Annotated in this window: 21 protein-coding genes; 8 read left to right on the top strand and 13 right to left on the bottom strand. The window is 68.1% G+C overall.

All coding sequences use genetic code 11. The features are described 5' to 3' along the window. Positions 1–98 precede the first annotated feature (98 nt). Positions 99–1,001, top strand: a complete 903-nt coding sequence (locus ACSHSS_RS06485; protein WP_445544738.1) for a DUF72 domain-containing protein — start codon at positions 99–101, stop codon at positions 999–1,001. 132 nt (positions 1,002–1,133) lie between these two features. On the opposite strand, the gene ACSHSS_RS06490 is transcribed toward ACSHSS_RS06485, so the two are convergent. Further along, positions 1,134–2,078: a LysR substrate-binding domain-containing protein gene (locus tag ACSHSS_RS06490; protein ID WP_105783509.1), complete on the bottom strand. Its 945-nt coding sequence runs from the start codon at positions 2,076–2,078 to the stop codon at positions 1,134–1,136. Between the two features lie 103 nt (positions 2,079–2,181). On the opposite strand from ACSHSS_RS06490, the gene ACSHSS_RS06495 reads away from it, so the two are divergent. Beyond that, entirely contained in the window at positions 2,182–2,586 is a 405-nt protein-coding gene (locus ACSHSS_RS06495) for a RidA family protein (RefSeq protein ID WP_039218862.1), read from the top strand. Between the two features lie 258 nt (positions 2,587–2,844). Here ACSHSS_RS06495 and ACSHSS_RS06500 read toward each other — a convergent pair whose 3' ends face one another. Next, positions 2,845–4,197, bottom strand: coding sequence for an MFS transporter (locus tag ACSHSS_RS06500; RefSeq protein WP_012217272.1), 1,353 nt, complete (start codon positions 4,195–4,197; stop codon positions 2,845–2,847). Between the two features lie 366 nt (positions 4,198–4,563). Here ACSHSS_RS06500 and ACSHSS_RS06505 point away from each other — a divergent pair, with 366 nt between their 5' ends. The 3 genes from ACSHSS_RS06505 to ACSHSS_RS06515 all read left to right on the top strand — a co-directional run bounded on the left by ACSHSS_RS06505 (position 4,564) and on the right by ACSHSS_RS06515 (position 8,737). Beyond that, positions 4,564–5,565, top strand: a complete 1,002-nt coding sequence (locus ACSHSS_RS06505; protein ID WP_059783648.1) for a LacI family DNA-binding transcriptional regulator — start codon at positions 4,564–4,566, stop codon at positions 5,563–5,565. Positions 5,566–5,746: 181 nt separating this feature from the next. Next, the gene (locus ACSHSS_RS06510; protein WP_012217270.1) at positions 5,747–7,528 is read left to right on the top strand and encodes an IlvD/Edd family dehydratase; all 1,782 of its coding nucleotides are present in this window, start codon (positions 5,747–5,749) and stop codon (positions 7,526–7,528) included. 24 nt (positions 7,529–7,552) lie between these two features. Next, positions 7,553–8,737, top strand: a complete 1,185-nt coding sequence (locus ACSHSS_RS06515) for a fumarylacetoacetate hydrolase family protein (protein ID WP_445544739.1) — start codon at positions 7,553–7,555, stop codon at positions 8,735–8,737. Between the two features lie 366 nt (positions 8,738–9,103). Here the strand turns inward: ACSHSS_RS06515 and ACSHSS_RS06520 are convergent, their stop codons facing one another. Both ACSHSS_RS06520 and ACSHSS_RS06525 read right to left on the bottom strand, forming a co-directional pair. Further along, positions 9,104–9,373, bottom strand: a complete 270-nt coding sequence (locus tag ACSHSS_RS06520; protein ID WP_006415372.1) for a hypothetical protein — start codon at positions 9,371–9,373, stop codon at positions 9,104–9,106. A 295-nt stretch (positions 9,374–9,668) separates the two neighbouring features. Beyond that, on the bottom strand, positions 9,669–11,057 hold the full coding sequence (locus ACSHSS_RS06525; RefSeq protein ID WP_006399703.1) for a uracil-xanthine permease family protein: 1,389 nt from the start codon (positions 11,055–11,057) through the stop codon (positions 9,669–9,671). A gap of 355 nt (positions 11,058–11,412) precedes the next feature. On the opposite strand from ACSHSS_RS06525, the gene ACSHSS_RS06530 reads away from it, so the two are divergent. Next, on the top strand, positions 11,413–12,570 hold the full coding sequence (locus tag ACSHSS_RS06530) for an iron-containing alcohol dehydrogenase (RefSeq protein ID WP_445544740.1): 1,158 nt from the start codon (positions 11,413–11,415) through the stop codon (positions 12,568–12,570). On the opposite strand, the gene ACSHSS_RS06535 is transcribed toward ACSHSS_RS06530, so the two are convergent. Next, positions 12,552–13,721 carry an MFS transporter gene (locus ACSHSS_RS06535; RefSeq protein ID WP_445544741.1) on the bottom strand — a complete coding sequence of 390 codons (1,170 nt, stop codon included), beginning with the start codon at positions 13,719–13,721 and terminating at the stop codon, positions 12,552–12,554. The two genes, ACSHSS_RS06530 and ACSHSS_RS06535, sit on opposite strands and share 19 nt — an antisense overlap. A 245-nt stretch (positions 13,722–13,966) precedes the next feature. Here ACSHSS_RS06535 and ACSHSS_RS06540 point away from each other — a divergent pair, with 245 nt between their 5' ends. Then, a complete protein-coding gene (locus ACSHSS_RS06540; RefSeq protein ID WP_006399707.1) occupies positions 13,967–14,548 on the top strand; it encodes a putative glycolipid-binding domain-containing protein in 582 nt (193 codons plus the stop codon). Between the two features lie 21 nt (positions 14,549–14,569). On the opposite strand, the gene ACSHSS_RS06545 is transcribed toward ACSHSS_RS06540, so the two are convergent. Both ACSHSS_RS06545 and ACSHSS_RS06550 read right to left on the bottom strand, forming a co-directional pair. Continuing rightward, positions 14,570–15,559 carry a sulfonate ABC transporter substrate-binding protein gene (locus ACSHSS_RS06545; protein WP_006403917.1) on the bottom strand — a complete coding sequence of 330 codons (990 nt, stop codon included), beginning with the start codon at positions 15,557–15,559 and terminating at the stop codon, positions 14,570–14,572. Between the two features lie 262 nt (positions 15,560–15,821). Further along, on the bottom strand, positions 15,822–16,229 hold the full coding sequence (locus ACSHSS_RS06550; RefSeq protein WP_088927084.1) for a DUF427 domain-containing protein: 408 nt from the start codon (positions 16,227–16,229) through the stop codon (positions 15,822–15,824). A gap of 275 nt (positions 16,230–16,504) precedes the next feature. Between ACSHSS_RS06550 and ACSHSS_RS06555 the strand changes: the two genes are divergently transcribed. Next, positions 16,505–18,166 (top strand): ABC transporter substrate-binding protein, encoded by a 1,662-nt coding sequence (locus ACSHSS_RS06555; RefSeq protein ID WP_445544742.1) that lies wholly within the window; start codon positions 16,505–16,507, stop codon positions 18,164–18,166. Positions 18,167–18,238: 72 nt separating this feature from the next. Here ACSHSS_RS06555 and ACSHSS_RS06560 read toward each other — a convergent pair whose 3' ends face one another. From ACSHSS_RS06560 to ACSHSS_RS06585, 6 genes are all read right to left on the bottom strand, one after another. After that, positions 18,239–19,186, bottom strand: a complete 948-nt coding sequence (locus ACSHSS_RS06560; RefSeq protein WP_035954476.1) for a TauD/TfdA dioxygenase family protein — start codon at positions 19,184–19,186, stop codon at positions 18,239–18,241. A 174-nt stretch (positions 19,187–19,360) separates the two neighbouring features. After that, positions 19,361–20,305, bottom strand: coding sequence for a TauD/TfdA dioxygenase family protein (locus ACSHSS_RS06565; protein ID WP_006412438.1), 945 nt, complete (start codon positions 20,303–20,305; stop codon positions 19,361–19,363). 148 nt (positions 20,306–20,453) lie between these two features. Then, positions 20,454–21,299, bottom strand: coding sequence for an ABC transporter ATP-binding protein (locus tag ACSHSS_RS06570; protein ID WP_445544743.1), 846 nt, complete (start codon positions 21,297–21,299; stop codon positions 20,454–20,456). Between the two features lie 39 nt (positions 21,300–21,338). Then, positions 21,339–22,163 carry an ABC transporter permease gene (locus ACSHSS_RS06575; protein ID WP_445544744.1) on the bottom strand — a complete coding sequence of 275 codons (825 nt, stop codon included), beginning with the start codon at positions 22,161–22,163 and terminating at the stop codon, positions 21,339–21,341. A 33-nt stretch (positions 22,164–22,196) separates the two neighbouring features. Next, the gene (locus ACSHSS_RS06580) at positions 22,197–23,039 is read right to left on the bottom strand and encodes an ABC transporter permease (protein WP_445544745.1); all 843 of its coding nucleotides are present in this window, start codon (positions 23,037–23,039) and stop codon (positions 22,197–22,199) included. 13 nt (positions 23,040–23,052) lie between these two features. Beyond that, the gene (locus ACSHSS_RS06585; protein WP_445544746.1) at positions 23,053–24,120 is read right to left on the bottom strand and encodes an ABC transporter substrate-binding protein; all 1,068 of its coding nucleotides are present in this window, start codon (positions 24,118–24,120) and stop codon (positions 23,053–23,055) included. Between the last annotated feature and the right edge of the window lie 187 nt (positions 24,121–24,307).

Raw genomic sequence — 24,307 nt, forward strand, 5'->3', positions numbered from 1 at the left:
GGTTTGCGTACGCTTGCGCCGCAACCCTTGCTGTGGGCAGCGAGCGCGGAACGACGCGCGCCGAGCGCCCGCGCACCGTCGCTTAACCGGAGACGCGTATGTCGATACTCGTAGGGACGGCTTCCTGGGCCGACAAGACGCTGATCGAATGCGGCGCTTTTTACCGGCCCGGCTTCAAGAGCGCGGAGGCGCGGCTGCGGTATTACGCGAGCGTGTTTCCGGTGGTCGAGGTGGATTCGTCGTACTACGCGATGCCGAGCGCGACGAACAGTGCGCTCTGGGTGGAGCGGACGCCGCCGGGCTTCGTGTTCGACATGAAGGCGTTCCGGCTCTTCACCGGCCATCAGACGGAGCCGAAGTTCTTTCCGAAGGATCTGCAGGCCGAGCTGCCGAGCACCGGCAAAAAGAACCTCTACTACAAGGACGTGCCGGCGCCGATCGTCGAGGAACTGTGGTCGCGCTTCTTCGAGGCGCTGCGGCCGTTGCACGACGCAGGCAAGCTCGGCGCCGTGCTGTTTCAGTTTCCGCACTGGGTAACCGCGGCGCCGAAGTCGCGCGCGCACGTCGAGCATTGCGCCGAGCGCATGCATCCGCTGCTCACTGCATTCGAATTCCGGCACGAGAGCTGGTTCGACGAGAAGCACCGCGAATCGACGCTGGCGATGGAGCGCGCGCACGGGATCGTGCACGTGATCGTCGATGCGCCGGAAGGCGTGACGAAGCGCGTGCACTCGGTGTGGGAGGCGACGTCGAGCGAGCTCGCGATCGTGCGGCTGCATGGCCGCAACGCGGCAACATGGAACGGCTCGCCGACGGTGGCCGAGCGGTTCAACTACGAGTACAACGACGACGAACTGCGCGAGCTGGCGGGCCCGATCACGGAAATCGCGGGACGCGCGGCGCAGACGCACGTATTGTTCAATAACTGCTACCGGGACGTGGCGCAGCGTAACGCGCGCGTGATGATGCAGATGGTCGAGGCGATGGGGGCGCGGATGTGATGCGGTCGGGTCGCGGAACTGCGAGCGTTGCCGCAGGTCGCGCGCATCACCGCGCTGTTTCCGCTGGGCGGGGCGGTCGGCCGCGTCGCATGCGGCCAACGACCGGCACATCGATACGGCCGATACGCCGCATCACTCCTCCGCAGCCTCGCACAGCACGCCGCAATCCGACACCCGCTCAGGCGCGTCGGCGTCTGCAAATTCCCCGCGCACCCAGCGCTTCAATATCGCCGTGGCCTGTCGACTCGCCGACCGCGGACTATAGACGAGGTCGTACTGAAAACTCTCGAGCGCGAGATCGAACGGCTGTACGAGCGTACCGTTGGCGAGTTCGTCGGCCACGAGCGTCAGGCTGATCAGGCCGACCCCCTGTCCGGCGAGCGTGGCCTGCATCGCATGAATCTCGTCGTTGAAGCGCAGCCCCGCGTTCGGATCGATGCCCGACATTCCGGCCGCCCCGAGCCAATGCGCCCACGTGATCGCGCGCGGATCGTCGCGAACGGCTGCGCCCCAGTCGAAGTGAATCAGCGTCGCGCGCTGCAGATCCTGCGCGGTCGCGATCGCCAGATGCGGGCGGCACACCGGCGCGAAGTGATCCTTGAACAGCAGCTCCGACACGAGCCCCGCATAGTAGCCGGGACCGTACCGGATCGACGCGTCGGCGGACCGGTCGAGATCGACGACCGCATTCGTCGCATCGAGCCGAAGCGTCCAGTCCGGATAGGCCGCGCGGAACCCGCCCGCACGCGCGGCGAGACATTTGGCCGTGAACGCGACGGTCGACGTCAGCGTCGCGACCTTGCCGCCATCGAGGTTCCGCGTCGTTTCGATCGCGCGCTCGAAGCTGTCGAATCCGTCGCGAAGCGCGGGAAACAGCGCCGTGCCGCCGTCGGTCAAGCGCACGCTACGCGTGCGGCGCTCGAACAGCTTCACGCCGAGCCAGTCCTCGAGCTGGCGGATCTGGTGGCTGATCGCGGTCGGCGTGACGTTGAGTTCCTCGGCCGCGGCCTTGAAGCCGCCGCGCCGCGCCGCGGCTTCGAACGCGCGCAGCGCGCTCAGGGGAGGGAGTTTGCGCATGGATTAGAACGGCTCATCTGTCGGGTGAGAATTGACCATTTGTTGTGCGCGGGCGCTCGACCGATACTGCCGTCCCCACGATGAACCGAACCGGGAGATCCGCATGAAAATCGAGCAAGTCCACACGAATCCGGACCCTTATGCGCCGTTCCTATTATCACAGGCAATCCGTGTCGGCGACTTCGTGTTCGTTTCCGGCCAGCCGGCGATCGGCGAGGACGGCGAGATCGACGGGCCGGGCGACTTCGATCGTCAGGCCGAGCGCGCGTTCGGCAATCTCGCGCGCGTGCTGCAGGCGGCCGGCTCCGGCATGGATCGCGTCGTGAAGACGACCGTATTCCTGTCGTCGATGTCGTATCTCGACAAGATGGTCGACATCCGGCGCAAATGGTTTACCGCGCCGTATCCGGCGGAGAGTCTCGTCGAGGTGGCGGCGCTGTTTTCGCCGGACGCGCTGATCGAAGTCGAAGCGATTGCGGTCGTCTCGGCGGCGAAGGCGGGCGACTGAACGAACCGCCGTACCAAAGGGACGTCGGCGGTTGAAACGGGCAACGCCCGGTTGCGACACTCGACGTCGAGGCCGATCGAATGCGAATCGATCGAAGAAGGAAGTGTTCCACGGCTTCCGACCTTGCGTTCAGTCGGCCGCGTGGAAGCGCGAAGGCGCGCCGCCGTCCGGCGAGCGCGCCCGTTGCGCTGGCGCGTTGCGCGTCTGCGAGCCGTTCGACCCGCATTCGTCGCCGCGCGCCGACGCGAAGGGCCGACCTCACTCGCGCTCGTCGGCGCGGTTGTCGAGCAGCCGTTTCGGTATCGCGAGAATCAGCACGCAGCTGACGAGCAGGCACGCGCCGAGCGCATACGTGCCGTTGTTGATGTTGCCGGTCAGGTTTTTCGCGACGCTGGTGATCATCGAGCCGGTGAAACCGGACAGGTTGCCGATCGAGTTGATCAGCGCGATGCCGGCCGCGGCGGCCGTGCCGGCGAGAATCTGGCCGGGGAACGTCCAGTAGATCGGCATCAGGCCGAGGATCGCGCAGGTCGAGATCGTCAGGAACAGGATCGACAGCGGCACGTTGCTCGCGAAGAACGCGCTCAGCATCAGCCCGACGCCACCGATGCCGGCCGGAATCGCCGCATGCAGCCGCCGCTCGCCGGTACGGCGCGAATGCGCGGCATTCCACAGCATCGCGACGACGGCGCTCAGATACGGAATCGCGGTCAGCAGCCCGATGCTCAGCGGGCTTTGCACGCCCGACGCGCGAATGATCGACGGTAACCAGAACGCGAGCCCGTAAAAGCCCGTGTTGAACGTGAGCAGAATGAACGTGAGCAGCCAGACGTGCGGATTGCGAAACGCCGCGCCGATGCTGTGCGTCTTGCGCGTGCCTTCCTGTTCGAGATTGCGCTGCAGCAGCGCCTTTTCGCTCGCGGACAGCCACTTCGCGGACGCGATGCCGTCGCCCATGAACGCGAGCACGACGAACGCGACGAGAATCGACGGAATGCCTTCGAGCAGCAGCATCCACTGCCAGCCGCCGAGGCCGAGCAGCCCGTGCGTGTTTTCCATCAGCCAGCCGGAGACGATGCCGCCGAGCGTGAGGCTCACCGGAATCGCGATCAGGAACCCGGACATCGCGGTGCTCTGGCGACGCGCAGGGAACCAGTAGTTCATGTACAGGATCACGCCCGGAAAGAAACCGGCCTCGCATGCACCGAGCAGGAACCGCAGGATGTAGAACATCGTCGACGCTTCGACATGAAAGAACCGCGCGAGCGGCGCGATGAACGCAAGCGACGACGAGACGATGCCCCACGTGATCATGATGCGCGCGATCCAGAACCGCGCGCCGTAGCGATGCAGCAACAGATTGCTCGGGATCTCGAACAGAAAGTATCCCCAGAAGAAGATGCTGGCGCCGACCGCGTAGATGGTATCGCTGAGGCCGAGCGAATCGAGCATCTGCAGCTTCGCGAAACCGACGTTGACGCGGTCGAGATACGCGACCACGTAGCAGAGCAGCAAGAGCGGTAGTACGCGGCGCAGCACCTTGCGATAGACGCGCTCTTCGGTTTCGTCGACAGGCGCGGCCGATGCCGCGGTCTCGGTGAGTATGGGCATGACGTGTCTCCGGATTTTTACTTGTGTGCCGGAGCGTTGCGCACGTTGGCTGCCCGGCTGAAATGTTACCGGTAACTAAAGTAGCACGCGCGATCGGGCGCGGCAAGCCGGAGCGGTGCGGTTTGTGCGGCGATCGGGATTCGGGATTACCCGCGCGAGCGGCGGATGAGCGACGTGAATATCGAGGTGCGAAGCCCCCGCCACGCCTGCGCGGCGGGAAGGGAGAGAGGGGCGGGCGACGCTGCAGCGACACCCGCGCGTGACGCCGGCGGGCCGTCGCTTGCGGCTATCATACGGTCGTTTCAACCCCGCTCCAGATCGTCGATGGCCAAATCCGCCGCCGCTACCAAGACCACACCGCCCCGCATGTCCGACGTCGCGCGCCTGGCCGGCGTGTCGAAGATGACCGTCTCGCGCGTGCTTGCCGACCGCAGCGTGTCGGCGGCAACGCGCGAGCGCGTGCAGCGCGCGATCGAGCAGCTCGGCTATGTCGCCGATGCGGCGGCCGGCGCACTGTCGTCCGGACGTTCGGAGTTCGTCGCGGTGCTGGTGCCGTCGCTGTCGAGTTCGAACTTCTCGGATACGGTGCAGGGTCTGACCGAGGCGCTCGAACCGCACGGCCTGCAGCTGCTGATCGGCGACACCGATTATTCGCTCGAGCGCGAGGAACGTCTGGTGCGCCAACTGCTGCGCTATCAGCCGCGTGCGATCGCGCTGACGGGCGCGCAGCATACCGACGCGACGCGGCAACTGCTCGAGCGCACGGACGTGCCGATCGTCGAGATGTGGGACTGGCCGGCCGATCCGGTCGATCGCGTCGTCGGCTTCTCGAACGCGAAGGCCGCACGCGAAATGGTGCGCTATCTCGCGGGCAAAGGGCATCGGCGTATCGGCTTTCTCGCGGGCGCCGGCGATCTCGACCGGCGCGGCCTCGAGCGACTGCGCGGCTATCAGCAGGAGATGAAGGCGCTCGGCCTCGCTCCGCGCGTCGTGCGGCTCGGCGATGCGCCCGTGACGATGAGTCACGGCGGCCCCGCGATGGCCGCGCTGCTCGCGCAATGGCCGGACACGCAGGCAGTGATGTGCGTCAGCGACATGTCGGCATTCGGCGCGATCATGGAGTGTCATCGGCGCGGGCTTGCGGTCCCGGACGACATCGCGATCGCCGGCTTCGGCAATTTCGAGGTCGCGTCGTGCTGCCATCCGACGATCACGACGATGTCCGTCGACGCACTCGGCATCGGGCGCCGTACCGGCGAGATGCTGCTCGCGGCGCTCGACGCGGCCGACGCCGACGCCGCGGAATCGGCGCGCGTCGCAAAGAAGGTGCGGATCGAATACGGCATCGTCGAGCGCGACAGCGCGTAGCGCGGCGCGACGATCGCGTCGCGCGGCGGCGCCTGCTTTCCTGTTGTCGATGCCTGGTGCGACGCGCCGGCGCGTGCTAGTATCGGCGCTGATGTTACCGGTAACTATTCGGCGCGTGCGGCGACGAAGCGGCCGGTACGGAGTCCGGCGCGGCCGGAGCAGAAAAGCAGGAGAAGGAGACATGACGCAATCCCCGCGCAGGCTGCGCAGCCAGGAGTGGTTCGACGATCCGTCGCATGCCGACATGACGGCGCTCTATGTCGAGCGATTCATGAACTACGGTCTCACGCGCGAAGAGCTGCAATCGGGCCGGCCGATCGTCGGCATCGCGCAGACGGGCAGCGACCTCGCGCCGTGCAACCGTCATCACATCGCGCTCGCCGAGCGCGTCAAGGCCGGCATTCGCGATGCGGGCGGCATTCCGATGGAATTCCCGGTGCATCCGCTCGCCGAGCAAAGCCGGCGTCCGACCGCCGCGCTCGACCGCAATCTCGCCTATCTCGGCCTCGTCGAAATCCTGCACGGCTTTCCGCTCGACGGTGTCGTGCTGACGACCGGTTGCGACAAGACGACGCCCGCCTGCCTGATGGCGGCCGCGACGGTCGATCTGCCCGCGATCGTGCTGTCCGGCGGCCCGATGCTCGACGGCTGGCACGAAGGCAAGCGCGTCGGCTCGGGCACCGTGATCTGGCATGCGCGCAATCTGCTCGCGGCCGGCGAAATCGATTACGAAGGGTTCATGCGGCTGACGACCGCATCGTCGCCGTCGATCGGACACTGCAACACGATGGGCACGGCGCTCTCGATGAACTGTCTGGCCGAGGCGCTCGGCATGTCGCTGCCGGGCTGCGCGAGCATACCGGCCGCGTATCGCGAGCGCGGGCAGATGGCGTATGCGACCGGCAAGCGCATCGTCGATCTCGTGCGCGACGACGTGCGCCCGTCGCAGATCATGACGCGCGACGCGTTCGAAAATGCGATCGTCGTCGCGTCGGCGCTCGGTGCGTCGACGAACTGTCCGCCGCATCTGATCGCGATTGCGCGGCACATGGGCGTCGAGCTGAGCCTCGCGGACTGGCAGCGCGTCGGCGAACAGGTGCCGCTGCTCGCGAACTGCATGCCGGCCGGCGAATATCTCGGCGAAAGCTTCCATCGCGCGGGCGGCGTGCCCGCGATCCTGCGGCAGCTCGACGCCGCCGGACTGATTCATCGCGACTGCATGACCGTGTCGGGCCGCACGATCGCCGACATCGTGGCCGCGGCACCGGCCGCGGACGGCGACGTGATCCGGCCGCACGATGCGCCGCTGAAGCACGGCGCGGGCTTCATCGTGCTCTCGGGCAACTTCTTCGACAGCGCGATCATGAAGATGTCGGTCGTCGGCGACGCGTTTCGCCGCACGTATCTGAGCGAACCGGGCGCGGAAAACGTCTTCGAGGCGCGTGCGATCGTGTTCGACGGCCCCGAGGACTATCGTGCGCGGATCAACGATCCGGCGCTCGCGATCGACGAGCGATGCATCCTCGTGATCCGCGGCTGCGGGACAGTCGGCTATCCGGGCAGCGCGGAGGTCGTCAACATGGCGCCGCCGGCGGCGCTCGTCAAGCGCGGTGTCGAATCGCTGCCGTGCATGGGCGACGGCCGCCAGAGCGGCACGTCGGCGAGCCCGTCGATCCTCAACATGTCGCCAGAAGCGGCGGCGGGCGGCGGTCTCGCGCTGCTGCGCACGAACGACCGGATTCGCGTCGATCTGAACGCGCGGCGCGTCGACGTGCTGGTGCCGGACGACGAGCTGGCGCGCCGCCGCGAATCCGCGGAATTCCAGGTGCCGCCGTCGCAGACGCCTTGGCAGGAACTGTATCGGCAGTTCGTCGGGCAACTGTCGACCGGCGGCTGCCTCGAGCCCGCGACCTTGTATCTGAAGGTGATCGCCGAGCGCGGCGAGCCGCGTCATTCCCATTGATCCGCTAACCGACGGAATACCGCCATGAATACGCTTCCTGTTTCCGCTTGTCTGCCGACCGATCTCGACGACGCGCTGCTCGTCGGACGCGTGTGGCTCCGCGATGGCGCGCACGCGGGGCCGAGCGTCGTCGTCGTGAGGCGCGGCGAGGTGTTCGACATCACGCGCACGGTGCCGACGACGGCCGATCTGTTCGACCGCGCGGATCTGCTCGACGTCGTGCGCCATGCGGCCGGCGAATCGCTGGGTCGCGTCGACGCGCTGCTCGCCGCGACGCGCGACGGCGGCGGCGCGGGCCCGACGCTGCTCGCGCCGTGCGACGTGCAGGCGATCAAGGCATGCGGCGTGACGTTCGCGGTGAGCCTCGTCGAGCGCGTGATCGAAGAGCAGGCGGGCGGCGATCCGGCGAAGGCGCGCGCGGTACGCGACACGATCAGCAGCGTGATCGGCGCCGATCTGTCGAAGATCCGACCGGGCTCCGACGCCGCGATGCGGCTGAAGGATGAACTGCAGCGGCGCGGCGCGTGGTCCCAGTATCTGGAAGTCGGCATCGGGCCCGACGCCGAGGTGTTCTCGAAATCGCAGCCGATGTCGGCCGTCGGCTTCGGCGCGGACGTCGGGCTGCTGCCGGCATCGGTCTGGAACAATCCGGAGCCCGAGATCGTGCTCGCGGTCAACGCGCGCGGCGAGATCGTCGGCGCGACGCTCGGCAACGACGTGAATCTGCGCGACATCGAGGGGCGCTCGGCGCTGCTGCTCGGCAAGTGCAAGGACAACAACGCGTCGTGCGCGATCGGGCCGTTCGTGCGCGTGTTCGACGCGCGCTTCACGCTCGATTCGGTGCGCAGCGCGAGCGTGTCGCTGCGCGTCGAAGGCGCGGACGACGGCTTCGTGCTCGACGGCATCAGCCATATGCGCGAGATCAGCCGCGATCCGACCGATCTCGTCGCGCAAACGTATGGCGCGCATCATCAGTATCCGGACGGCTTCATGCTGTTTCTCGGCACGATGTTCTCGCCGATCGCGGATCGCGACACGCCGGGCGGCGGCTTCACGCATCATGTCGGCGACGTGGTAACGATCTCGGCGCCGCAGCTCGGCGCGCTCGTCAATACGGTCAAGCGCTGCACGGACGTCGCGCCGTGGACATTCGGCGTGCGCGCGCTCTATCGGAACCTCGCGCAGCGCGGGCTGCTCGGCGCGCACTAACCGACCGGCCGGTTCGCGGTGGCGACGGACTGCAACGCGTGTCGCAGCCGAGCGGCGAATCCGTGAAAGGAAAATCCTAGTTCGGGACGGCGCGATGCGAAACCGCACCGATTATTGGCCGCTCATACGGCGCGGCGATACGCGGCGCCATTTGAATCGTTTGCGGATACCGGGAATAAGAAAAATCGAATAACCGGATATTCGCGTCATCACCGGTTCATATAATCGTTCACCAATGAAAACACCCCAATCGTCATATTAAAAACCGATCGATTGGGGTGTCGTTTCACGGTACGGATTGCGCAATTTCCATTCCCGTCCCCGGAGTGGCCACTGCGTATCCGCCGTGCGAAAGCCGGCGTTGGTTTATCGCGCTTTCAGCATCTCGTCAGCCAGCCGGTATGCACAAACCGCCCGTTTCGATTCGTAGTCGGCGATCGTCGACACGTTGCGGCCGGCGTCGCGCGACAGCAGGCCCTGCAGGGCCGCGGCGGCGAAGAAGTCACGTAGTTCCGGCGTCGGCGGTTTGGGCTCTTCCGGTTCGGCGACGAGCGGCGCCGACTTCCAGAAGACGGGCGTCGCGTTGGATACGTTTGTTGACTGCTTGGTACGCAGACTCTGTGACAAAGGCGTCATGTCTTCCCCTTGAATCGTTAAAAACAGTGGTGAAGCAGCGTGAGGCGCCCGGCCTATAAGACGTTTTTTGTTTCCACTAGCGATGTTTTCGGGAACTGCTAACTGGCGGGTGACGCGAATATTCGCCGGGATTGCATAATCCGTCAAAACAATTAAATAGTGCCAAGGTCGTTTTTCGGTAACAACTTTTGTTCCCGGAATTAAGGGACGAGACGCGCGGCCGCATGCGGCGGGGATAGCGATGGGAAAGTGGGGGAATAAGCGGCCCGCGCTGCGGGCCGCAGTGTTGTTTTGATTACTTCTTCTCAGGCAAGAACCAGTTCATGACCAGCGCGCAGATGCCGCCCGTCGCGACGCCCGATTCGAGCACGTTCTTCAGCGCGTGCGGCAGGCTGTTCAAGATGTCGGGCACCTGCGATACGCCGAGACCGAGCGCGAGCGACACCGCAATGATCAGCAGCGCGCGCCGATCGAGCTGGATGCCCGCGAGGATGTTGATGCCGGAGGCCGCGACCGCGCCGAACATCACCATCGCCGCGCCGCCCAGGACCGGTTCCGGAACCGCCTGCAGCGCGCCGGCGACGACGGGGAAGAGGCCGAGCACGACGAGCATCGCCGCGATCCAGATGCCGACGTAGCGGCTCGCGACGCCCGTGATCTGGATCACGCCGTTGTTCTGCGCGAACACCGAGCTCGGGAACGTGTTGAACACGCCGGCGAGCAGCGAGTTCGCGCCGTTCACGAGCACGCCGCCCTTGATCCGCTGCATCCACACCGGGCCTTCGACGGGCTCCTTCGAGATCTTGCTGGTGGCCGTGACGTCGCCGATCGCTTCGAGCGAGGTGACGAGGTAGATGATCAGCATCGGCACGAACAGCGACCACGAGAAGCCGATCCCGAAATGCAGCGGCGTCGGCACCTGGAACACGGCGGCCTGATGCATGCCGGTGAAGTCGAGGCGGCCGAGAAACGCGGCGGCGGCGTAGCCGATCGCGAGCGCGATGACGAGCGCGGTGCTGCGCACCCAGACGACGGGCACGCGGTTCAGCAGGATGATCGTGCCGAGCACGAGGCACGACAGCGTCAGGTTTTGCGCGCTCGCAAACGTGCCTTTCGCCATCGCGCCGTAGCCGCCGCCCATGCTGATGAGTCCGACCTTGATCAGCGTGAGGCCGATCAGCAGCACGACGATGCCCGTGACGAGCGGCGTGATCAGCCGCTTCACGAACGGCAGGATGCGCGACACGCCCATCTCGACGAACGATCCCGCGATCACGACGCCGAAGATCGCGGCCATCACGGTCTCGACCGGCGTGCCTTGCTTGACCATCAGGCTGCCGCCCGCGATCAGCGGGCCGACGAAGTTGAAGCTCGTGCCCTGGACGATCAGCAGCCCGGCGCCGAGCGGGCCGAAACGCTTGCACTGGACGAAGGTCGCGATGCCCGAGATGACGAGCGACATCGAGACGATCAGCGTCGTGTCGTGGCTCGACACGCCGAGCGCCTGGCAGATCAGCAGGCCGGGCGTGACGATCGGCACGATGATCGCGAGCAGATGCTGGAGCGCGGCGACGAACGCGACCATCGGCGCAGGGCGGTCGTTCGGGCCGTAGACGAGATCGCGCGCCGATTCTGCATCGTCGGCGCCGTGGGAGGCGGATTGGGCGTGGGAGGCGGGTTGCATGGCGAGCGGGCCGGACAGGATGGAAAGTGCGGCATTTTAGCCGAAGGGCTCGAGGGCGCCGGCGCGGATCGCCGGTATTCGGGCCGCGCGGCGGCGTGCGGCACGCGCGCTGCAAGCGATGCGGCAGGCTGTTGGCGCGCGCGGCCGTCGGGCGGGCCGGCGGTAGCCGGCAGTCCTCCGGCGCCGCGTTCGTTGCCCGCGCAGCATGCGCGCCACGCTGCGCCGTTGCCGCCGCCCATCGGGAAACGCCGCATTTGCAGCGGCGCCGCGTCGGCGCGATCATTCGATGGCTCGCCTGCCGTGCCCGCCGCATCGTGCAGCCGGCCACCGGCACGGCGACGCCACCGGAGGCCCGATGAACCCGTTTCAATTCCGCACCGTCCCGACGCTGATCGTCGAATACGGCGCGACGCGCCGGCTCGGCGCGCTGCTGCGCGCACGCTTTCCGACGCTCGCGCGCCTCTGCGTGGTGACCGACGCGTTCCTGCACCGCAGCGGCGTGCTCGCGCCCGCGCTCGACAGCCTCGCCGCGCACGGCTGGCAGGTGACCGTGATCGACGACGTGATCGCCGATCCGCCCGAGCGCGTCGTGCTCGACGCGACGGCGCGCGCGGTCGCGGCCGATGCGCAAATCGTGCTCGGTCTCGGCGGCGGTTCGTCGATGGACGTCGCGAAGCTGATCGCCGTGCTCGCGCCGGGCCGGCAGGCGCTCGCCGACATGTACGGCGTCGACAAGGTCGACACCGAGCGGTTGCCGCTCGTACAGATGCCGACGACGGCCGGCACCGGTTCGGAGGTGACGGCCGTGTCGATCGTCACGGTGGGCGAGGCGCGCAAGATGGGCGTCGTGTCGCCGCATCTGTTCGCCGACGTCGCGATCCTCGACGCCGAGCTGACGCTCGGGCTGCCGCGCGCGGCGATGGCCGCGACCGGCATCGACGCGATGGTGCATGCGATCGAGGCCTACACGTCCGCGCGGCTGAAGAATCCGGTGTCCGACATGCTGGCCGTGCAAGCGCTGACGCTGTTGTCGCGCAATCTGCTCGCCGCGTGCGACGACGGGCACGACCGGCACGCGCGCGAAGCGATGCTGGTCGGCGCGATGTTCGCGGGCCAGGCGTTCGCAAACGCGCCGGTCGCGGCCGTGCATGCGCTCGCGTATCCGGTCGGCGGTATTTTCCACGTGCCGCACGGGCTGTCGAACGCGCTCGTGCTGCCGCATGTGCTGCGCTTCAACGCGGAAGCGGCCGCGTCGCAGTATGCGGAACTCGCGGCGATCGTCGCGCCGTCGGCGACGGGTAGCGACGAGGCGAAGACGCACGCGCTGATCGACGAGATCGACCGGCTGATCGTCGCGACCGGCATTCCGCGTACGCTGCGCGAGGTCGGCATCGGCGAAGGCGATCTGCCGCGGATGGCCGCGGACGCGATGCTGCAGACGCGCCTGCTCGTCAACAATCCGCGCGAAGTGACGGAGGCCGACGCGCTCGAGATCTATCGGCGCGCGTGGTGAGCGGGTCGCGCGGCGACGCACGCGCAGCCCAGCGCGAGCGCGACCAGCGCGCAGCCGGCCCACGGCGCGAGCAGCAGCGCGCCGCGCTCGACGAGTACGCCGCCGAATGCAGCGCCGAGCGCGACGCCCGCATGCATCGCGGACACGTTGATGCCGACGCTCGCATCGGCGAGCGCGGGCGCCGCGTGGATCAGATGGTTCTGCGCGATCGGCGAGATCGCCCAGCTGACCGCACCCCATAGCATCATCGCGGGCACGAACGCGAGCGGCGTCGCGGCGGCGGCCGGCAGCACGGCCATCGCGATGACGAAGAGCGCCGGGCAGGCCACCAGCGCACGCCGCGCGCCGAGCCGGTCGGACAGTGTGCCGCCGGCCCACGCGCCGATCACGCCGGCGATGCCGAACGCGACGTACAGCGCTTCGAGCGCGGCGGCGCCGGGCGACAGCACCGCCTGCAGATACGGCGTCAGATAGGCGAACAGCGTGAAATGCCCGCCGATCATCGCGACCGACACGAGCTGCGCGGCGACCAGCGTCGGGCGGCCGAGCACGGCGCGATACGGCGGTGCGTGCGCGCGCGACGCGGTGTCGGCGGGCGCGACGGCCGCGATGCGCGGCAGCCGGCGGCCGAGCCAGATCGCGAACGGCAGCGCGGGCACCGCGATCGACGCGAACACGGCGCGCCAGCCGGCCCAGTCGGCAATCCGCATCCCGATCGGCACGCCGAGCACGAGCGACGCGCTGATTCCCATGAACACGATGCCGATCGCGCGGCCGCGCTGCGCCGGCGCCGCGAGTTCGGCCGCGAGGCGCGTCGCGACGAGGATCAGCATCGCGCAGCTCGCGGCCATCAGCACGCGCGCGGCGAACAGGCTCGCATATCCGCTGCTCGCGGCGGCGAACAGGTTCGCGGCTGCAAATGTGCCGAGCGACGCGAGCAGGGCCGTGCGCCGTTCGATGCGCGCGACGACGGCGGCCGCGACGAGCGCGGCGAGTGCGAATACGGCGGAGAAGATCGTCGTGAGCTGGCCGGCGGCCGCGACCGATACGTGAAGACCGGCGGAGATCGCCGGCAGGATGCCGACGCAGATGTTTTCGGCGACGCCGGCGAGAAACACCGCGGCGGCGAGCAGGTAAACGCGAACGTCCAACGCAGACCCCTCCAGTACGTGCGACGCGGCGGGGCCCGGCAACGGACGGCCGCGTCGGATCGAATCGACGGATGGGTTTCGACGCGAGGCTTCGGTTATCCCGGAAACGCGCACGTTAGCGCACCGGCGGCGCGCAGGCAAGATCGGGCCGTGATACCCGTACGCAGACGCTGCACGATGCGCGAGAATCGCCTCCATGGCGCCTGCACGGCGGCGTACGAGGGCAATCGAACGGGAGGCAACGAATGACGCAACAGCACGAAGCGCCCCATACGCACTGCGTCGCATGGCAGATCGCGCAGACCTGGCATGCGGCCGAATGGTGCCGGCTCGTCGATGGGCGCGATGGTATCGAGTTGTCGGGCAGCGTCGCCGGTGCGATCGACGGCACGCCGTTTCGCGTCGACTACGCGATCGCATGCGATGCCGACTGGCTCACGCGATCGGCACGCGTGACCCGCTGGATCGGTGCGGCCGCGCGGCAGATCGACCTGCGCTGCGACGGCGGCCGATGGACGATCGACGGCGTCGACGCGCCCGCGCTCGACGGCGCGACCGACGTCGATCTCGGCTTCAGTCCGTCGACGAACACGCTGCCGATCCGTCGCCTCGCGTTGAAGGTCGGCGATGCCGCGGCGATCCGGACGGCATGGCTGCGCTTTCCCGCGTTCGACATCGTGCGCGGCGAGCAGCGCTACACGCGGATCGCGCCGAACGCGTACCGCTACGAGAGCGGCACGTATGCGGCCGACCTCACGGTCGACGCAGCGGGCCTCGTGATCGACTACGACGAATGGCGACGCATCGGCGCGACACGTGCGCCGTAATGCAACGCACGCAGCGGCCGCTCAGCGCGCGGACGCGACGCTGATCTTGCCCGGAATCAGCTTCAGCGTGCTGAACGTGTCGGCGATGTTCTGCTGATAGGCGAGCGTCGCGTCCGTGATCGGCTGCACGCCGTAGCCCGTGCGCTTGAGCGCGACTTCGAGCGTCGGCGCGTCGAGGCCGACGAGCGGCGACAGCAGCGTGGCGACGTCGGGCACATGGTCGCGTCCCCAGCGATCGACCGCATCGATCTCGTCGAGCAGCGCGCGCAGCACCTGCGGCTGCGCGGCCGCGTACTTGCGTGCGGCAAGGTAGTACTGCGTATTGCGCACGAGCCCTTCGCCGTTCGCGATCACGCGCGCGCCGAGTTGCCGTTCGGCCGCGGCCAGATAGGGATCCCAGATCACCCACGCGTCGACGTTGCGCTGCACGAACGCGGCACGCGCATCGGCCGGCGTCAGATAGATCGGCTGGATGTCGGTGTAGGCGAGGCCTGCCTGCTGCAGCGCCTTCACGAGCAGATAGTGAACGTTCGATCCCTTGTTGAACGCGACCTTCTTGCCGCGCAGCTGCGCGACATTGCGAATCGGCGAGTCGGGCAGCACGACGATCGCCTCGCCGTGCGGCGCCGGCGGCTCGTTGCCGATATAGACGAAATCGACGCCGGCCGCCTGCGCGAAGATCGGCGGCGTCTCGCCGACCGTGCCGACGTCGATCGCGCCGGCGTTCAGTCCTTCGAGCAGTTGCGGGCCGGCCGGAAACTCGAGCCATTGCACGGCGACGCCCTGGCTCGCGAGCCGTTTCTCGAGCGTGCCGCGCGCCTTCAGCACGACGAAGTTGCCGTATTTCTGGAACCCGATGCGCAGCCGTGTGCTGCCCTGTGCATGCGCGGGCAGCCCCGCGAGCGGCCCGAGCGCGAGCCCGGCGACGCCGGCGGCCGCGCGTTGTAGCCAGCGGCGGCGCTGCGCGTTCGCCGCGCCCGTTTCGACGTATGCGTGCGATGTGTCGTTCATGGAAGCGTCCTGCGTGCGGAAAGCGGGCCGCGCGCGAATGCGGCGCGGTCGGCGCACGGCGGGACCGGATGCGGCGATGCGCGCAACCGGCGGTCCGCGCCGGACTCAGCACGATACGTCGCCGCGCGCCGGCGGCCAACCAACGAATCCGCATATGCAAATCAGCCGCGGTGCAGTGCGAAAGCGGCCCGTGCGATGCGCGGCGGCGCAGCGCGCATCGCATCGCGGCAGCGGTATGCAGGCAGGCGCCGTCCGTCGACGCTCAATCCGGGCCGGCCGCGTTGTCGACGATCGAATCGACGCGATCGGGATAGAACGCGAGGTGTCCGCGAATCGCTTCGACAGCCGGATACGGATGTTCGTACGTCCAGACCGCGTTGACCGCGCGCGCGCCGCCGGACGGGATCGAGTAGTACGCGCAGTCGCCCTTGTACGGGCAGTACGTCGCATGGTCGGTGCGTTGCAGCAGCGCCATGTCGACATCCTCGCGCGGAATGTAGAGCACGGCCGGGTAGCTGGCCTCGCGCAGCGCCAGCGCATGCTGCGTATCGGCGACGGTGCGGCCGGCCACGGTGACGACTACGCGCGACGGGTGCGGCGAGACCGTGATCGGATGGTCGGGGCCCGGTGTCTTCACGGGGCGCGATTGCGGATCGGGGCTGTCAGGCATCGTGTGTTCTCCTGGTATGGGTCGTACGAAGGCGGCTTCGCGCATCGCTGCGCCGGCGACCGGCCAGCCAACCGATACGATGCGCCGATTCCGCAGAACCTGCAGGGGCCGGATGACGCCAGGTTCGCCCCGGCGCTCGCGCGGACGTTTTCATGCAACGGCGCCGGGATGCAGCGATGGCGATAAGCAATGGCGAATCGATTGGTTCGCGATCGGCGGGACAGGCGCGAAGATCGTCCGTCTTCATTCGTATGAACGCCACCGTTTCGATCGCCATGAACATCCGCTTGATCTCGCCCGCCGCGCGTCGCGCGCGCAACGTGTCGCCGTTCGCGAGCGCGCTTCGCTGCCTCGCCGCATCGCTGATGCTGGCCGGGGCCGCGTCGCCCGCGCTTGCTGCACCGGCCGGCAACACGCTCGTGTTCTGCAGCGAAGGCAGCCCGGCCGGTTTCGATCCGGGCCAGCACACGACGAGCACCGATTTCGACGCGAGCACGCATACGATCTACAACGAACTCGTGCAGTTCCGGCGCGGCACGCTCGACCTCGAGCCGGCGCTGGCGACGAGCTGGGACGTGTCGGCCGACCAGCGCGTCTACACGTTCCACCTGCGGCGCGGCGTGAAGTTCCAGACGACCGCATGGTTCAAGCCGACCCGCCCGTTCCAGGCCGACGACGTGGTCTTCACGTTCCGCCGGATGCTCGATCGCGACGATCCGTTCCGCAAGGCGTATCCGGTCAGCTTTCCGTACTTCAGCGACCTCGGCTTCGACCGCAATATAGAGCGCATCGAAAAGGTCGACGACTACACGGTACGCTTCGCGCTGAAAGAACCCGACGTCGTGTTCGTGCGCAATCTCGCGATGGCCTTCGCGTCGATCCTGTCGGCCGAGTATGCGTCGCAGCTCGCCGCGCGCCATCGCGCAGCCGACATCAACCAGTTTCCGGTCGGCACGGGCCCGTTCCTGTTGCGCGCGTATCAGAAGGACGCCGTGATCCGCTACGACGCGAATCCCGACTACTGGAAGCCCAACGACGTGAAGCTCGCGCATCTGGTGTTCTCGATCACGCCCGATCCGGCGACGCGCCTGCGCAAGCTGACGGGCGGCGAGTGCCAGGTGTCGGTATTCCCGCGCCCGGCCGATCTCGACACGGTGCGGCGCAACCCGTCGCTCACGCTGTTCTCGGCAACGGGGTTCAACGTCGGCTTCGTCGCGTACAACACGCAGCATCCGCCGCTCGATCGCGTCGACGTGCGGCGCGCGCTCGACATGGCGATCGACAAGGCCGCGATCCTGAAGACGGTCTTCAACGGCGACGCGACGATCGCGACGAACCCGATGCCGCCCGCGCAATGGTCGTACAACCCGCGCCTGAAGGATGCGCCGCACGATCCGTCCGCCGCGAAGGCGCTGCTCGCGCGCGCGGGATTCCCGAACGGCTTCGACCTGACGCTGTGGGCGATGCCCGTGCAGCGTCCGTACAACCCGAACGCGCAGCTGATGGCGGAACTGATCCAGCAGGACTGGGCGAAGATCGGCGTGCGCGCGAAGATCGTCAGCTACGAGTGGGGCGAATACAACCGGCGCGCGAAGCAGGACGGCCAGCACGACGCGATCCTGTACGGCTGGTCCGGCGACAACGGCGATCCCGACAACTGGCTCGGCGCGCTGCTCGGCTGCGACGCCGTGCACGGCAGCAATCTCGCGAAGTGGTGCAACGCGGATTTCGAGCGGCTCGTCGACGCGGCGCGCACGAATGCCGACGTCGCGAAGCGCACGGCGCTGTACGAGCAGGCGCAGGTCGTGTTCAAGGATCAGGTGCCGTTCACGCCGATCGCGACGTCGATCGTGTCGCTGCCGGTGTCGAAGCGTGTGCACGGGCTCGTGTTTTCGCCGCTCGGCGGGCATCGGTTCGACGGCGTGTGGCTCGAATGACGTGCAGCGGCGCAGCGAATCGCCGTGCTGACGACGACGGACCGGCGTGCCGGTCCGTGCGCGCGCGACGCGTCAATTGAGCGCGACCGCCGCCGCGGCTTCCACCGGCGAGCCTTCGAGTGCGACCGACGGCCGTCCGTCCGGACCGACCGGCACGTCGCCGACGAGCGTGGTGCGGTAGAGCTGGCGATCGAAGTCGAGATCGAAGATGTCGACGGGCGCGAGATGGGCCGTCGCGCGGTTGTCCCAGAACGCGATGCTGCGCGGTTCCCACTTGAAGCGGATCGTGAATTCCGGCCGCGTCACGTGTTCCCACAGCAGTTCGAGCAGTGCCTGGCTCTCGCGCGGCGTCAGGCCGACGATCGATTTCAGGAAACTCGGGCTCACGTACAGCGCACGCTCGCCGGTTTCCGGATGGACGCGCACGAGCGGGTGCTCGGTCACGAGCGGACGCCGCTCGACGGCTTCGTCGAAGGCGCCGGTCGCGCGCGCGCCGGCCGGCGGCGTGAAGCGGTGAATGCCGCGCAGCCCGTCGACGAAGCCGCGCAGCGGCGCGGACAGCGTCTCGTACGCGCGCACGAGATTGGTCCACTGCGTGTCGCCGCCGTACGGCGGAATCGTCACGCCGCGCAGGATCGACGCCCACGGCGGATTCACGGCTGCGGTGACGTCGGTATGCCAGCCGGTCCACGGCCGCCGCACCGGTTCGCCTTCGAAGCGCGTCGCCTTGCGATGCTTCGCGATCGAGTAGACGGCGGGGTGTCCTTCGACATGACCGAACACCGGATGGCCGACCGTCGGTTCGCCGAACTGCGCGGAGAACGCGACGTGCTGCTCGTGCGTGAGGAATTGTTCGCGGAAGAAAATCACGCGCCATTTCAGCAGTGCGTGGCGGATCGCGGCGATCTGCGCGCTGGTCAGCGGCTGGGTCAGGTCGACGCCGCGAATCTCCGCGCCGATGTGGGCGGACAGCGGAATCACGTCGATCGGCTGGCCGGCGGGTTCGAGTAGGGCGCTCATGCGACGCTCCTGGCGGAAGTGAACGGAACGAACGGCCGACATCGCGACAGGTGGGCGAGCCGGTTCGGCGGGCGAGGATGCATGGTCGGGTTTCCTGTCACGCGGCACGGGCCGCCGCGCAGGCACGAACGGCGACGCATCGCCGTTGCCGCCTGCGCGACACGCATTACTGCATTACTGCAGCGTCGCGCCCGGCCCTTTCAGCACGACGCTTTGCCGGCCGTCGATGCCCACCGGCACGTCGCCGTGAACCGTCGCGCGCCGCACGACGCGGCGCGCATCGCCGTAGTCGTTGATCGCGTAATGCTGCGTCGCGCGGTTGTCCCAGATCGCGACGTCGCCTTCCTGCCAGCTCCAGCGCACGGTGTTCTCGAGGCGCGTCACATGTTCGTGGAAGACCTGCAGCAGATGCGCGGAATCCTGCGTCGACAGGCCCTTGATCCGCTGCACGAAGTGGCCGAGCACGAGCGTGCGCTCGCCCGTTTCGGGATGCACGCGCACGACCGGGTGCTCGGTCTCGTAGACGGTCGAGGTGAACACTTCGCGGTAGCGCTTCAGTTGCGTTTCGTCGGCGTGCACATGCGTCGACGCGTAGTCGTACGCGTTCGTATGGACGGCCCACAGCGTATCGGCGAGCGTGCGCAGCGTGTCGGGCAGATGCGCATACGCGGCGGCCGTGTTGGCCCACACCGTGTCGCCGCCGACGGGCGGAATCACGACGGCACGCAGGATCGAGATCTTCGGATACGCGTCGACGAAGGTCACGTCGGTGTGCCACGAGTTGGCGCGCGCGCCGTGCGCGGAATCCAGTTCGAGCAGATGCGCGCTGCCGTCGACGGACGGCACGGTCGGATGCGCGACGGTGTCGCCGAAACGGCGCGCGAACGCTTCCTGCGCGGCATCGTCGAGATGATGCTGGCCGCGGAAGAACAGCACCTTGTGGCGCAGCAGCGCGGCCTGGATCGCGTCGAACGTCGCATCGTCGAGCGTGGCCGACAGCCGCACGCCGGAGATTTCGGCGCCGATCCGGCCGGCGACCTGACGAAGCTGGAGCGGGGCAGCGGCCGTGCGCGGCGCGGCGTGCGATGACGGGTGAGCGGCGTGCTGGACTTCGGACATCGGGAGTCTCCTGAGGTGAGGACGTGCGGGTTTCCATTCAAGCAGGGACCGCGCGGAACCGGAACCGATCAATCGTCACAACCTTAGCGTGCGGATGCGAACGATCGATATGCGCGGGCGTGCGATGCAACGATGCGTGCGTGTGCGCCTACCATGCGAGCCGCCACGCGCCGATCCGCTGCGCGTGCGGCTTATCGGCCCGCGCAGGCGTGCCGCCCGGCCGATCGTCGTCGCCGCCGTCGTCGAAGTCGGCGAGCACCGTGGCGCGCAGCCGCGCGAACTCCGCCGAATCGCGGCGGCGCGGGCGCGGCAGCGCGACGTCGACGATGCGCTCGATGCGGCCGGGGCGCGGCGCCATCGTGACGACGCGATCGCCGAGATAGACGGCCTCGTCGACGTCGTGCGTGACGAGGATCATCGTGATGCGTTCCTGTTCCCAGATGTGCAGCAGCTCGTTCTGCATGCGTGCGCGCGTCTGCGCGTCGAGCGCGCCGAACGGCTCGTCGAGCAGCAGCACGCGCGGACGGTTCACGAGGCCGCGCGCGATCGCGACGCGCTGCGCCATGCCGCCCGACAACTGGTTCGGATACGCGTGCTCGAAGCCGTTCAGGCCGACCAGCGCGATGTGGTCCGCCACTGCGCGGCGCTTCTGCTGCGCATCGAGCGGCGCGTTGCGCAGCGCGGCCTCGATGTTCTGAGCGACGGTCAGCCACGGGAACAGCCGATGGTCCTGGAACACGATGCCGCGTTGCAGCGAGGTGTCGCGCACGACCTCGTCGCCCGTGCGAATCTCGCCCGCATAGTCCGTGTCGAGCCCCGCGATCAGCCGCAGCAGTGTCGACTTGCCGCAGCCGCTCGCCCCGACGATCGTGACGAACTCGCCGGCACGCACGTGCAGCGACACGTCGTCGAGCACGGCAAGCGTTGCACCGCGCTGTGCATAGCGTTTGCTCACGTGAAGGATGTCGAGCGAATCGGAGGCGAGGGTCGTCATGGCGGAGCAGGCGTAGGAAGTCACGGAGAAAAGGGACGATCAGGCGTTCAGGTCGCCGCGCCGCGCGAGCACCTTGCGCTCGAGCGCGCGGGCGAGCGCGTTCAGCGCCCATCCGGTCGCGCCGACGACGATGATGCCGAACAGCACGAGATCCATGCGGAACTGCTCGCTGCCGTCGATCAGCGTGTTGCCGATGCCGCTGCCGGCGACGAGCAGGTATTCGGCGCCGAGCGTCGCGAGCCACGAATAGATGAGGCCGAGGTAGAGCCCGGTGAAGATCGACGGCAGCGCGGCCGGCAGGATCACGTCGCGCACGAGCTGAAGCCGCGAATAGCGCAGCGCACGCGCGACGTCGACATACGCGCGCGGCACCGCGTGAATGCCGTCGCAGGTATGCGCGGCCACCGGCAGTAGTGCGGCGAGCGACAGGAACACGACCTTCGCGACGTCGCCGAGGCCGAACCAGACCGAGATCAGCGGGATCCATGCGAACAGCGAGATCTGCTTGAAGGTGTCGAAACTCGGGCCGACGATGCGCGTCGCGATGCGCGACAGACCGAGCGCGGTGCCGAGCAGCAGCCCGCCCGTCGCGCCGATCGCGAAGCCGCATGCTTCGCGCGCAAGCGACGCCGATAGCGCGCGGGCCAGCGCGCCGCTCGCGATCTGCGTCCATGCCGTGCGCAGCACGTCGGCGGGGCTGACGAGCAGCCCGCTGTTGATCAGGTGCGCGGATGCGATCGCCCACCAGATCGCGAGCGCGGCCAGCGGCAGCACGAGGCCGCGCCAGTCGGGCGCATGGCGGCGTCGCGTCAAGACGGTAGCGCGCTGCGCGTCGTGCGATATCGGCGTAGCAGAATGCGGCATGACAGGATTCCTCGGGAAGCGCGGCACATGGCGTCAGCCGCGAAACGCGGACGGCACGCCGCGCCGCAGGCGCGCTTCGAGCGCGTCGAGCAGCCGGTTGATCAGCAGGCCGACCGCGCCGACCACGACGACGGCGGCCATCACGAGATCGAGCTGGAACAGTTGCCGGCCGTACACGATCAGGTAGCCGAGCCCTTCGGACGACGCGACGAGCTCGACGACGACGAGCGCGAGCCACGACTTCGTGAACGCGAGCCGCACGCCGGTCGCGAGCGTCGGCACGGCGGCCGGCAGCACGACGTGGACGATGCGCTGGCGGCGCGTGTAGCCGAATCCGCGCGCGACCTCGTCGAGCGCGGCGGGCGTCTGACGAAAGCCCTGCAGCGTGCTCAGCGTGACCGGCACCAATGCCGCATGCGCGATCAGCAGGTACTTGAGCGGCTCGCCGACGCCGACGAGCAGCAGCAGGAACGGCAGCCAGCCGAGCACAGGAATCTGCACCAGCGCATTGAAGCTCGGCAGCACGTACGCTTCGAACGTGCGCGACAGGCCGAGCGCCGCGCCGATCGCGAAGCCGAGCAGCGTGCCGGCCGCGAACCCGACCAGCACGCGCTGCAGGCTGATCAGCGTATGGCGCAGGAGATCGCCGCTCGCCGCGAGTTCGGCGAGCGCATGATAGACCTGATCGGGGGGCGGCAGGATCTGCGGCGCGATCCAGCCGCGCGCGCTGCCGATGCTCCATAGCGTGAACAGCAGCGCGGGCAGCGCCCACGGCGCGAGCAGCCACGCCAGCCGCTTCACGGCCGCGCGACGGCGCGACGACGCGCCGAGCGCATGCGGGTCGGACGACGGGATCGGGATCGCGGTGTCGCTCATCGGCGGCTCCGGTTCAGGACAGCGGCTTGCCGGACGCGTCGTAGCGCGGCCAGTACTGTTCGAGCTTCTGCGCGCGCAGCGCGTTGTCGAGATACTTCGGCTCGAACCAGCCGTCGACGTCGATCGGCTGGCGGATCAGCTTCAGCCGCAGCGCATCCTGCGCGACGGCCTTGTAGCGCGCGACGAGGAACGGGTCGATCAGCGGCGACAGGCGATCCTTCAGGCGCTGGTTCGCATAGTCGGCCTGCCACGACGACACCGGCACGCCGCTCTTCGCCCACAGCTTGAACAGCGCATCGCGGTTCGCTTCGTCGGACGACCAGCGCGCGCCTTTCACGACCGCGTCGACCACGCGCTGCACGATGTCGGGATGCGCGCGCTCGAAATCGTCGAGCACGAGCAGGTGTGTCTGGCGCGTGAACTGCGGGCCGTCGTTCTGCGATTCGTAGATGATTTTCGCGAGCCCCGCGTCGCGCAGCTTGTACAGCTGATAGTCGTTCACCGACGCGTCGATGCCCTTCGACGCCAGCGCGACCAGCGCGCTCGCGGTGTCGAGGTTGGTCACGCGCAGGTCGCGTTCGTCGAGGCCGTTCTTCGCGAGTGCGTTGTCGGCGACGAGCTGCAGGTTCGTGCCGCGGAAGATCGAGACGCGGCGGCCCTTCAGGTCCTTGATCGACTTGATGTCGGAATCGGGCGGCACCGCGATCTTGACGCCCGAGCGGACGCTGGTGGCGAGCAGCAGATGCGTCTTGAGCCCGTTGGCGCGCGCGAGCACGGCGGGCAGGTCGCCCTGGTACGCGAAGTCGAGCGCCTTGTTGGCGATCGCTTCGTTGACGGCCGGCCCGGCGCCCTTGAAGAACAGCCACTGCACCTTGATGCCGTCGGCCGCGAATTCCTTCTCGACGAGCTGCTGCAATTGCACGGTCGCGGCGGACGAGCCGCCGAAGGTCGGTGGGTCGCCGGCACCTTGCTGCGCGACGCCGATGCGGATGACGGCGGGTTTGTCCGCGTGCGCGGCGGCGGCCGGCAGCGCGAAGACGGAGGCGATCAGCAGCGATCGCAGCAGACGCAGTGGAAGCATGGATCGATCGAAGTGGAAACGTTAGGGGAACGAAACCGGGCGCGAACCCGTCGGGTCATTCTCGATGACGCTCCCGGCACGGACAAACAACGATTTGAACTATGCTTATCGCGTTGATGCGGAGATCAAAGACGGTGGCGCGGATAGGCGGCGCGCGCGGCGGCCGCGGTGCCGCCGGTCGATACGG

Source organism: Burkholderia sp. BC1 (genome assembly GCF_052683555.1).